This is a genomic window from Candidatus Glassbacteria bacterium (assembly GCA_019456185.1).
Taxonomy (GTDB): domain Bacteria; phylum Gemmatimonadota; class Glassbacteria; order GWA2-58-10; family GWA2-58-10; genus JAJRTS01.
The window spans coordinates 134,522-144,926 of the sequence record VRUH01000001.1 but is presented as its reverse complement, the minus strand read 5'-3'; the positions used below and the strand labels follow the sequence as shown (position 1 = coordinate 144,926).

The following is a 10,405-nucleotide window of genomic DNA, read 5'->3' as shown; positions in this document are numbered from 1 at the left end:
GCTCTTCCGATCTAGCAGGGAGAGCAGGCTTTACACGGTGGTCAAAAACGGCAGAACCATCGTTTCAGACTCGCCTCTGCCCTGAAGGGTTTTTGCCGCCGAAACAATAAAAGCGGGCGCGTTTTACGACGCGCCCGCTTTGTGTTACCGCTTTTTTCCCGCCGGGAATCAATCCTGTTGCCGGCGCTCCTCAAGCGCCCGGTCAAGCAGGTCGTGAATTCCCGACAGTGTTTCCTTCCGCAGCCTGACGGCCACCCGGTCCATCAGACACGCGATTTTCTCCCTGCATCCCGGGCAGTAGACTACCGTGGCTCCGCTGATGGAGAGTTTGACGGCGGCCAGACGGTTTTCCAGCTGTTCCCTGCTGGCAAGCCTGCCGTTTTCTATGTCCTGTTCCAGAATGTCGTAGTCTGTTTCGCAAGCCGGACAGCCCATCTTATCACCTCTGCATTCGTTTGAAACCCTGGCTGCTGTTGTCAGCCACAAAATGGCGCGATTCCCCCCTTATCTAAATATCGACAGCGGCCGGGGAGGCTTTAAAGCGGGCGTGTAAGCTCTGAATTATTCGCCGGTCAGGTCCGATACCCTGCACACCGTGGCGAACCACATCGCCATCGTGCGCAGTGAACCCAGGTGGAGCAGCTCGTTGTGAGCGGCCGTGGCATCGGCGGGCAGGAACACGAAAAAGTCCCGCATGAACGCATCGCGCACCGTGGCCTCCACGCAGACATTGGTGAAAACGCCGGAGACAACCACCTGGCTGACTTCCAGCGAACGCAGAGTCAGTTCCAGGTCCGTGGCGTAAAAGCCGCTGTAGCGACGTTTGTGGATCACTTTTTCTTCCGGCAGGGGAAGCACTCCCTCCACAGGCTCGGTATCCGGGCTGTTTTCCAGCGGAGTGGAGGGCCACCAGCGGCGAAGAACCGGACCGCGGTCGACAGCCGTGTCCTTGTTTTTCTGCAGCGTGTAGAGTACCGGCCGTCCCGAGTTGCGGAAAAACTCGAGAAGGGCGGCAACCCTGGGCAGAATGGTGCGGCAATTTGGAGAAAAGAGGTGAAATCCGGGGTCGAGAAAACAGCGCTGGAGATCAACGAGCACGAGCGCCGCGGACCGGCAGACGAACTCGATACGGCGCTGGGAGTAATCGGCAAGCTGGCCGAGGTAGCTCTCGGTACGGGCATCCAGTGTCTCGGGCGTGATATACTGCTCGTGGATTGCGCTCAGGTCCACCGGAGTGGTCATCCCACGCTCTCCTGGCCGGTCTTGGGCGCTTCCTCGAACAGGCGGGTCAGATAGACCTTGTCCCTGGTGGTCATTCCGGAGAACTGGATCCCGGCCTCGTGCTTGTCCTCACCCGTGTCCTCAACCCAGCGCACGGTTCCGAAACACATGACCACGGTCTTGTTGTAGCACCTGTTGCCACCGTCATCGAGCCAGAATGACTGGAGGTCGGGCACTTCGATCCGCACCGATATCTGATCGCCCTGCTTGAGCTGCTCCCCGGTTTCGATCCTGGTGCCGCTGAGACTGAAATCCAGCGTGCGGGACTGGAACAGATTCAGCTTGTCGAACCCGGAGAGCACCGAATACTCGACATTGTATTCCAGTGCAACCCGCTTGAAGTTTCTGTTTTCCGAAGATTCCGCCATAACCGGCTCCGTGTTAAAACTGGACGTGTCGAATCACTGATTTCAGGATATCACCTGAAAGGCGCGCATGTCAACATCTTCCGTCATTTTATTTGCGATTCAACGCAGCCCAGCTGAGTTCGGTTTTGATCCAACTGTTCCCTGAGATCTCCGCCTCAACCACTGCCTGCCAGCTCGGTTCTATCCGCCCGAAGCCCGCGCTGTACCACCCCCGCAGCGGATCTTTCTCCCCACGGCGCAGCACTGTCCGGCAGCCGGCGTCCGGTCTCAGCCTGACAACTTGCCTGCCGGCCGTGATCCTGACCTCTCCTGCGCCTCCGCCGTCCGGCTCGGCCTGGCAGGACGGGTGCAGATTGAACAGGATCTCCACCCGGTGGTCTCCCCCGGTGCGGAAAAAATCCTCGACCACGAGTCTCGATTCGTTCCGGTAAAAGCAGAGTCTGCGCGAATGTATTACGGGGTCATCGGAATCCGCCTCGGGCGCAGAGTCCAGCCGTCCCTCCAGCACCGCTTCCCGTCCGGTCAGAGCCGTTTCGAGCAGGGAAGATTCAATTTCCCGATCCCACATGAAAGTTGCCAATGCAGTCCCCTGAGACACGCCATCCACAACCGCCGTGCTGTGCGCCAGGCTTGAACGGAAATAATCGCGCATGGCTTTATCGTTCAAGTAGGCTCCCGTACCCGGATCGACCAGCACGGGATGACCGCCCAGAAACAGGCTGAACGAGAGCCTGTCCGCGTGGGAGTGCGCCCATGTCGCGCCATCACCCCAATGCCCGCACTCGAAGCGGGCGAACACCCCCGGCGCAGGTCTGATCACATGGTGCCCGCCTGAGGGAAAACTCACCAGCGGCTCCCTGCCGGCCTGTCGCGCCCCCTCAAGCCGCTGCCGGATATTCTCAGCGCCGAACAGCCACAAGCTGTCCGGGTCCGGTTCGAAATCATGGTACAGGGTGTTGTCTCCGGTAATCAACCAGATCAGGTTCAGCGTGCTTTTGTAGCGCGATGCCGGCTCAGCCGGCGGTGGACCTGGAAACGACGCGTCGTCGCTGTCCCCGTATTCACTGATCGCACCGCCGCCGTCGGTCATCTCGCACAGAAAGCGGTAGGCCGCTCTCAACCTGTCTGCGCCCTCGCGGCCCAGTACGTCTTCCATCGAACGCCCGAGCAGCATCACGGTCACTGCTGTCAGGCGGCAGACAAAGGCGGAGTAATGCAAAGAACCTTCCAGTCCTCCGCCATCGGGCAAAATCAGCCGGTGCATGCACTGGCGCAGCAGGGCCAGACCCTCGATCCGCCAGTTTGCCGCCGGCGGTAATCCCGGCAGCAGTTCTCCCAGCAGAGCGAGTGCCGCCGACTCGCCGGCCAGGTGGTTGAAGGCGCTCGAGGCCGGGCTGAGATGCGAATCCACGTATTGGCCATGGAGGCAAAACTGGCGGGCCAGCAGGGCGCGGAACTGCTCGTCCCGGAAAGGCTCTGAATCCCGCAGGCAATTGACCGCCAGCAGCATCGAAACCGAGCGCAGCGCCACTTCCAGCGAACTCGCCCAGTTCACGGTCATGCCGAACGGGTTCTGCTCGCTCCAGCCCGAGAACCAGCGGGCGGCGCATTCGGCGAATTCATCCCGGCCGGTGAGCCGCCAGGCGCGGCCCAGGTCCACCAGCGGCTGCAGCCGGTTGAGTTCCCAGATCGCGCGGATATCGATCCCGGTCGCCGGGTATCTTTCGCTCCAGGCCGGCAGTTTTTCCAGTTCCCCCGCATGGCCCTCACCATGGGGTTCGGCCAGCCAGTCGGGGTTTCCGCCCAACTCCACACCCCGGCCGCAGACAGTCAACTTGCCGGCCAGAGCCGCTTCCGCCCGCAGGATCAGCGCATCGTTGACGCCATCGCCCTCGTCTCGTCCCGGTTCGGCCTGGACCGGGGTGTCGAACAGTGACTCAAGCGCCCGCGGGTCGGCGAATTTTTCCGCCTCCCGCTCGATCCTGCCGGCGATCCACCTGCTGCCCAACCGTCGGAACACCCGGCGGCTGGCCTCGGCTGGACCCATTACCTGCAACCGGCGTATCAGGGCGTTGGTTCTCATCGGGCAGACAGCCTTTTTGAAACAGGTTACGGATGAACAATGCAGGATTGCATTCTCCCGACTTAATTATACTGCCAGCCCGCATACACGGCAACTGATTGCACGGTGAGCGCTCGGATTGTAAGTTATTGCCTGGAGCGTCCTGATCCGCATAAAAAAATGTCGTTAAAAACCGGAGGTCTCCCTTTGCTTAACCGGCTGCTCAAATCAATGCTGGTACTGATTACCGTAACTTCGCCCCTGGCCGCGCAACTTGAAATTCACAACAACCGCTGGTTCCGCGACCGCGAATCGGGCCGCACGCTGTGGCTCTACGGCCATGGTGTCACCAACCTGATCAGCCAGACGGGGTTGGATATCGCCGAGCACAACAGCCACTACGCATCGTACGGCGCGAACACCCAGCGTCTGCACCTGACCCAGGGAGCGCTGGGCGAGGGTGCGCCGTGGAAGCTGCTGCCCGACGGCCGCTACGACCTGTCAGCCTGGAACGAACGCTGGTGGGAACGGCTGCATCTGTACATGGCCGACTGCAAAGCGCGGGGGATCTACCCGTTCCTACAGATCTGGGACGAGCCGGTGATTGAGCGGGGCGAAACGCGCTGGCGGGTCAATCCCTGGCGGCCATCGAACAATGTAAACAGCCTCGCCGGCCTCGCCGACGATCCCGCGGGCCACGGCATGCCCGGGTTCTACGATGTAAATGATGAAAAGCTGATGGAGCTGCAAAAAGCGTTTGTCCGGCGGGTGCTGGATGCCACCGCGCAGTACGGAATCTGTATCTATTCTTTCTGCAACGAGTACGATTACGGCGCCAAGGCCCCTGTTGCATGGCAGAACTACTGGGTGGAATTTTTCCGCGGCTACGAGCGCAGCCATCCCGACCTCCCCGCCCCCCTGCTCTACACCAATACGGCGGTCAGGCGGTACATGGACGACGGCTGCCGCTGGTTCCCGGTGATCGACTGGTACTACCTCGGCCGCGATTTCCGGATGAAAAGCTTTGGACGCTATGGCGAGGACCTGAGCGGCACCGGAGCGCGGACACTGCGCTCGATGGTCGAACGGGCCGGGGAACTGTACCCGGATAAACCGCTGATCAACAGCCGCCCGGCCTCCAGCCCGGACCGCGGCACCAAGGATTTCACCAACGAGGAAGAAACCCGCCGGATTGCCTGGACATTTTTCACCAGTGCGGTCCACCTCTCCGGCTACCGTCATCTGAACCCGGCGGGACCCGATGACAAAACGCCCTGGCTGCGCACGCACCCGGAGTGCGTGGAATGTACGGACGGCCTGGCGATGGAACGCTCTCTTGAAAGCGTGCACACGTTCATCCGTCTCGCCGAACCCGGCCTTGCCGAGCTGACCCCGGCGTTCGACAGCGCGGCTGGAACGCCGGTGTTCAGGCTCAGGAGCGATCGTGAACAGGTAATCTACCTGCCGGAAGGCGGAGCGGCTGAAGTCAACGTGTCGAGCTGCTGCGATGAGGTCTACCGCTACGATCCCCAGTCCCCGCGCGATGGCCTGAAAAGGCAGGAGCGCTCTTTCGGTTCCGGCGGCTGGCTCGAGGCCGGAAACCGGGAGACCGTGTTCTATGTGCGTCGCAAAACCGCGCCAGGCAGCGGGCTTTAAACCGGTCATGCCGCTGATTGACAAGTTGCTTTATCCGCCTGGCTTGATTATTATTACCACGTCCGGGCAGGGCCGGCGTTCGGCCTGCTGCCCGGTTGCAGGTTCAGGGCAGGGAACCGTTCCGTGGCGCTGTGACAAACTCGCTCGAGGGAAAAACAGATAAATGCGTATCCTGATGCTCCATACAGATGAATTCAGTTACCACGTCACCGAAAAAACCGGCGCGGTCGGCAAGGGCCACGAGCTTGAACCGGAACTTCAGCAGGGAGAGACCGGCGAGGCGTTGGTGGTGTTCTGCTGCTCTGAGAAAGGTGATGAGAAGGGTGTGGAATCGGTGGCCGGCCAGGTGGCCGGGATCGCCGCCGGCCACGCGCGGCGGGTTAAGACGGATACCGTGATGGTTTACCCCTACGCCCACCTGTCGAGCAACCTGGCCAGCCCCAGGATCGCCACCAAGGTGCTGGACCGGATCTATGAATTGCTTGGCAAAGAAGACGGCCTGGCTGTCAAACGCAGTCCGTTCGGCTACTACAAGGCTTTCACTGTCAAGTGCAAGGGCCACCCGCTGAGCGAACTGGCCCAGACAATCGTCCCTGAGACCGGCAAGAAAAAGAAAGCGGACGACTCCGAGAGCGAAGCCCTGAAGGGTGAGAAAAAACTCGAGAGCGAATGGTATATCGCCGAGCCGGGCAAGGAACTGGTTCCCACCGAAGAGTACAATTTCAAGCAGCGCAAAAACCTGCGTAAGCTCTACAGCTACGAGAGCGATAAAGACCGCACGGTGGTCGAGCCGCCGGCGCATATCGAGTTGATGAAGCGCCTGGAGCTGGTGGACTACGAGCCGGGCAGCGATCCCGGTAATTTCCGCTGGTACCCAAAGGGACAGCTTATCAAGCAACTCTGCGAGGAGCTGGTCAGCGACCTGACAGCCGACTACGGCGGCATGCGGGTCGAAACTCCGATCATGTACGACTACCAGCACCCCAAGCTCAGCAGCTATCTGAACCGCTTCCCCGCTCGCCAGTACGTGCTGCTGAGCGAGGACAAGGAGTATTTCCTGCGTTTCGCCGCCTGTTTCGGCCAGTACATGATCCAGCACGACATGCAGCTCTCCTACCGTCACCTGCCCTGCCACCTCTACGAGCTGACCCACTACAGCTTCCGCCGCGAGCAGACAGGCGAGCTGGCCGGTCTCAAGCGCCTGCGCACGTTCACCATGCCGGACATGCACACCCTGGCCCGCGACATGGAGCAGGCCAAGCAGGAGTTCGCCGCCCAGATCGATCTGTGCAAGCAGTGCATGGACGCGTTCGAGCTGGACTACGAGGTAGCGATCAGGTTCGTAAAAGATTTCAGGGAAGACAACAAAGAATTCGCCGAGCAGTTGATCGAGCTGGTGCGGCAGCCCTCGCTGGTGGAACTCTGGAACAAGCGCTTCTTCTATTTCGTGACCAAGCTCGAGTTCAACTTTATCGACGCCCAGGACAAGGCCTCCTGCCTGTCCACGATCCAGATCGATGTCGAGAACTGCGAGCGCTTCGAGATCGAGTTTATCGACGAGGACGGCCAGGCCAAGTTCCCGCTGCTGCTGCACACCTCGATCAGCGGCTCGATCGACCGGGTGATGTACGCCATGCTCGAAAACCAGGCGATCCGCATGAACAAAGGCATCAAGGCCGAGCTTCCGCTCTGGCTCGCCCCCACCCAGCTGCGGCTGATCTCGGTGGGCGAGCAGTTCCACGAATACTGCGAGCAGCTGATGAAGCAGATCCCGTTCCGCGTGGATTTCGACGACCGCGATATGACGGTCGGCAAGAAAATCCGCGAGACCGAGCGCGAGTGGGTGCCGTTCGCGGCGGTGATCGGCCAGAGAGAGGTGGAAGCCAGCAGCATGAGTATCCGCACCCGCAGCACCGGCGAGCAGACGATGATGACCCCGGCCGAGTTGACGGAACTGATCAAGGGTAAAACGGCAAAAAAACCGTTCCGCAAGCTCAACGTGCCGGCACGCCTTAGCAAACGGCCGATTTTCGTGGGCTGATCCCGCTTTTCCAGGATGTGAGGGCTTTTCTATCCCGGTTGGATGGAAAAGCCTTTCTTTTTATATTTAGGTGATTTGAGCTAAACTTAAGCGCCAAACCTGACGAAATTATTATCAGTAGCAGTTTTAAGCTTGATTACCGGTAATCTTTCAACTCAGCGGAATCGATTGCGCCATGCACGGTCAATTCCTCAGTGCCGGATTACGTACACTACTTGGAGCGTTTTGCGCGCTCTCGGCCGTGATATTCTGCATTTCCTGCAGCGACAGCAATCCCGCCGCTCCCCAGACCGGCCTCTTCCATCCGGTGCAGCAGTCGGCCCAGATCGAGGGACGCTGGATCACCGAGAACGTGTTCGCCGGAGGACTGCCGATTTCGGGCCTGCTGGTGCCCGGAGCCACTGCCGGGCTCGCCGATTCACGCCTGAGCTCCTACCTCGGCGATCTGGCGGTCAGTGTCAGCGGCGAGCAGACCGGCCTGTTCAGTCTCGATGCCGGCGGCACGGCTGTCGACACGCTCGATCCGGGCAATACCGCCAGCGGCAGCCACCGCGCGGCCGGCGGATTCACGCTCTGGGGCGAGGGCCAGCTCGAAGTTCAGCTCATGTCGACAAACGGCCGCGCCCTGCCGGAAGCCCGGAAATATCTCGGAACCGCTTTCACCCTGGGAGATACGCTGCTGCTCGAATTCCGCTTCTCGGTGCCGACCCATAAGGCCGTACCCTTCCTGCCCGACACGCTCTCCGTCCTGGCCCGGATGCTTCGCCGCTGAGCAGCTTGCTCATCCACACCGCTATCCAAATCCTAATCCTGTACCGGATAATAGTTTAACTGCACGAAAGCGTCCCAAATACATTGACAGGCATTTGCAGTGTCGGGTATATTATTCGTCTATACTTCGCGCAAACTCAGCTTTTAAGAGCATCTGGCAATCAAGATTCAAGTGTTGTGTTTATGTCCGGGTACGGAGGGAAACGATGGATAAACAGAAGATCGAACAACTGGCAGTCGATACGCTAAAGATACTTGCCGCCGAGGCGGTCCAGAAAGCCAATTCCGGCCACCCAGGCATGCCGATGGGCATGGCCGACGCGGCGTTCGTGCTGTGGTCGAAGTTCCTGCGTTTCGACCCGCGCCACCCGGACTGGATCGACCGCGACCGGTTCGTGCTCTCGGCGGGCCACGGCTCGATGCTGCTCTATGCCTTGCTGCACCTGGCCGGTTTCGATATGAGCCTGGAGGATCTGAAAAACTTCCGCCAACTGGGCAGCAAAACCCCGGGCCATCCTGAAGTTAATGTCGCCCGCGGGATCGAGACAACCACCGGCCCGCTGGGGCAGGGGTTCACCAACGGGGTCGGGATGGCTATCGCCCGGCGGTTCATGGCCAGCAAGTTCAACACCGACGAGTACAGGATTTACGGCCACAAGGTTTACGCGATCTGCAGCGACGGCGACCTGATGGAGGGAATCAGCTCCGAGGCCGCCTCCCTGGCCGGCCATCTGGGCCTGGGTGAGATCACTTTCCTCTACGACAGCAACCACATCACTATCGAAGGCAACACCGACCTCGCGTTCGACAGCGAGGACGCGCTCAAGCGTTTCGAGGCCTACGGCTGGCATACGCTCGAGGTGGACGGTCACGACCGCGGGGCGGTGGAGCAGACGATCCGCGCTGCCAACGCGGTTACCGACAGGCCATCGCTGATCCAGTGCAACACCACTATCGGCGCGGGCAGTCCCAACATGTGCAACACCGCCGAGATCCACGGAGCGCCGATGGGCGAGGAGGAGCTGGCCGCCACCAAGAAAGCTATCGGCTGGGAGTTCGAGGACTGGTTCCACGTGCCGCAGGAAGTCAGCGACCTGTTCGCTACGCGGCGCCAGGAACTGGCCGCCGATTACGATAACTGGGAGCGGAACTTTCAGGCCTGGCAAAACAAGTATCCCGAGCTGGCGGGCCTGTGGAGCCGATTCTACAATCCCCAAATCCCCGCCGACCTGACAGACCGCCTGCTGGCCACCGCCGGCGACAAGCCGGTAGCCACCCGCTCCAGCGCGAGCAAGGCCGAGCAGGTGATCGCCGAGGTATTTCCCAACTTTCTCGGCGGTTCCGCCGACCTCGCGCCCTCGACCAAAACCCTGATCTCCGGCGAGGACGACCACAGCCGAAGCTGCCCCTCGGGACGCAATTTCCACTTCGGCGTCCGCGAACACGCCATGGGCGGTATCCTGAACGGCATGGCGCTCTATGGCGGCTTGAAAGTGTTCGGGGCGACTTTCTTCGTTTTCAGCGATTACATGCGCCCCTCGATCCGCCTGGCCGCGATCAACGAAGCCGCAGTAACCTACGTGTTCACCCACGACAGCATTTTTGTCGGCGAGGACGGTCCGACCCACCAGCCGGTTGAGCAGGCCATGGCCCTGCGCGTGATTCCCAACGTGATCGTGCTTCGTCCGGCCGACGCCACCGAGAGCGCCGTGGCCTGGGAGTTCGCAGTCACGCACGAGGGCGGCCCGGTGGCCCTGCTGCTGACGCGCCATAACATCCCCGTGCTCGACCGTACCAAATACGCCGACGCCCGCGGGCTGAAAAAAGGCGCTTACGTACTCAGCGAGGCCGCGGGCGGTGAGCCGGAGGCGGTGATTATCGCCACGGGCAGCGAGGTCCACCTGGCGCTGGAGGCCCAGGGAACATTGGCCGATGAGGGCCGCAGGGTACGGGTGGTCAGCATGCCGAGCTGGGAACTGTTCGACGCCCAGGACGACGCCTATCGAAATTCGGTCCTGCCCCCCTCGCTCAGGAAACGCCTGGTGGTCGAGGCCGGCCAGACTATCGGCTGGGAGCGTTACGCCGGCGACGAGGGCGAGATTCTGGGCATGGACGGATTCGGCACCTCGGGACCCTGGCAGGAGCTGGCGGAAAAGTACGGGTTCACTGCGCGGAATATCGCGGACAGGGTCAGGGCCCTGCTGGGCTAGCCTGGACCTGCTTATT

General features: G+C 61.0%; 8 protein-coding genes and 1 pseudogene (1 of these 9 only partly in view). 5 read left to right on the top strand and 4 right to left on the bottom strand.

The window, feature by feature from the left end:
• Window positions 1-85, top strand: a pseudogene (locus FVQ81_00670) (lytic transglycosylase domain-containing protein); it begins 638 nt to the left of the window's first position.
• A gap of 83 nt (window positions 86-168) precedes the next feature.
• Here FVQ81_00670 and FVQ81_00665 read toward each other — a convergent pair.
• From FVQ81_00665 to FVQ81_00650, 4 genes are all read right to left on the bottom strand, one after another.
• The gene (locus FVQ81_00665; GenBank protein ID MBW7995088.1) at window positions 169-435 is read right to left on the bottom strand and encodes a hypothetical protein; all 267 of its coding nucleotides are present in this window, start codon (window positions 433-435) and stop codon (window positions 169-171) included.
• A gap of 126 nt (window positions 436-561) precedes the next feature.
• Window positions 562-1,242, bottom strand: a complete 681-nt coding sequence (locus FVQ81_00660) for a cysteine hydrolase (protein ID MBW7995087.1) — start codon at window positions 1,240-1,242, stop codon at window positions 562-564.
• Window positions 1,239-1,649, bottom strand: coding sequence for a PilZ domain-containing protein (locus FVQ81_00655; protein ID MBW7995086.1), 411 nt, complete (start codon window positions 1,647-1,649; stop codon window positions 1,239-1,241). The genes FVQ81_00660 and FVQ81_00655 overlap by 4 nt, the downstream gene beginning before the upstream one ends.
• Window positions 1,650-1,737: 88 nt before the next feature.
• On the bottom strand, window positions 1,738-3,732 hold the full coding sequence (locus FVQ81_00650) for a hypothetical protein (GenBank protein ID MBW7995085.1): 1,995 nt from the start codon (window positions 3,730-3,732) through the stop codon (window positions 1,738-1,740).
• A gap of 186 nt (window positions 3,733-3,918) precedes the next feature.
• Between FVQ81_00650 and FVQ81_00645 the strand changes: the two genes are divergently transcribed.
• The 4 genes from FVQ81_00645 (at window position 3,919) to tkt (ending at window position 10,389) form a co-directional block, all read left to right on the top strand.
• Complete coding sequence (locus FVQ81_00645; GenBank protein ID MBW7995084.1) at window positions 3,919-5,367, top strand: hypothetical protein; 1,449 nt, start codon at window positions 3,919-3,921, stop codon at window positions 5,365-5,367.
• 163 nt (window positions 5,368-5,530) lie between these two features.
• Window positions 5,531-7,408, top strand: a complete 1,878-nt coding sequence (locus FVQ81_00640) for a threonine--tRNA ligase (GenBank protein MBW7995083.1) — start codon at window positions 5,531-5,533, stop codon at window positions 7,406-7,408.
• Window positions 7,409-7,583: 175 nt separating this feature from the next.
• Window positions 7,584-8,180, top strand: coding sequence for a hypothetical protein (locus tag FVQ81_00635; protein MBW7995082.1), 597 nt, complete (start codon window positions 7,584-7,586; stop codon window positions 8,178-8,180).
• 205 nt (window positions 8,181-8,385) lie between these two features.
• Window positions 8,386-10,389 (top strand): transketolase, encoded by a 2,004-nt coding sequence (tkt, locus tag FVQ81_00630; protein ID MBW7995081.1) that lies wholly within the window; start codon window positions 8,386-8,388, stop codon window positions 10,387-10,389.
• The last annotated feature ends 16 nt before the right edge of the window (window positions 10,390-10,405 follow it).

Coding starts and splice junctions, on each gene's coding strand:
- FVQ81_00665 (MBW7995088.1), bottom strand. CDS start 435: ATGGGCTGTCCGGCTTGCGAAACAGACTACGACATTCTGGAACAGGAC.
- FVQ81_00660 (MBW7995087.1), bottom strand. CDS start 1,242: ATGACCACTCCGGTGGACCTGAGCGCAATCCACGAGCAGTATATCACG.
- FVQ81_00655 (MBW7995086.1), bottom strand. CDS start 1,649: ATGGCGGAATCTTCGGAAAACAGAAACTTCAAGCGGGTTGCACTGGAA.
- FVQ81_00650 (MBW7995085.1), bottom strand. CDS start 3,732: ATGAGAACCAACGCCCTGATACGCCGGTTGCAGGTAATGGGTCCAGCC.
- FVQ81_00640 (MBW7995083.1), top strand. CDS start 5,531: ATGCGTATCCTGATGCTCCATACAGATGAATTCAGTTACCACGTCACC.
- FVQ81_00635 (MBW7995082.1), top strand. CDS start 7,584: ATGCACGGTCAATTCCTCAGTGCCGGATTACGTACACTACTTGGAGCG.
- tkt (MBW7995081.1), top strand. CDS start 8,386: ATGGATAAACAGAAGATCGAACAACTGGCAGTCGATACGCTAAAGATA.